General features: G+C 64.6%; 1 pseudogene. It reads left to right on the top strand.

Going from position 1 to position 311, the window contains the following annotated elements:
- A pseudogene (locus E5Q11_RS17520) lies at positions 1-311 on the top strand (ATP-dependent DNA helicase); the annotation flags it as partial.

The following is a 311-nucleotide window of genomic DNA, read 5'->3' as shown; positions in this document are numbered from 1 at the left end:
CACTCCCTATGCGAACTGGCGAGGCCCGGGCGAGGCGATGCCCGACTGTCGATCCAGAACCTGATTCCGGCGGACTTTCTGGCGCCGCGCTTTGTGGCCGCGCATAGCGTCCTGCTGTTTTCCGCCACCCTGTCACCGGGGGAATATTACCGGGACCTGCTGGGCCTGCCGGAAGAGACCCTGTTCCGATCGCTGCCTGGGCCGTTCAGCGCCGACCAGCTTCAGGTGCATTTCGCCCCTCACATCAGTACCCGCAAACTGGACCGACAGGGGTCTCTTGGCCCCATCGCACAGCTGATCGCCCGGCAGTA

It is taken from the genome of Marinobacter confluentis, from assembly GCF_004785685.1.
Lineage (GTDB): Bacteria > Pseudomonadota > Gammaproteobacteria > Pseudomonadales > Oleiphilaceae > Marinobacter > Marinobacter confluentis.
The sequence above is the reverse complement of the archived record's forward strand: the minus strand, read 5'-3'. Positions and strand labels throughout refer to the sequence as shown.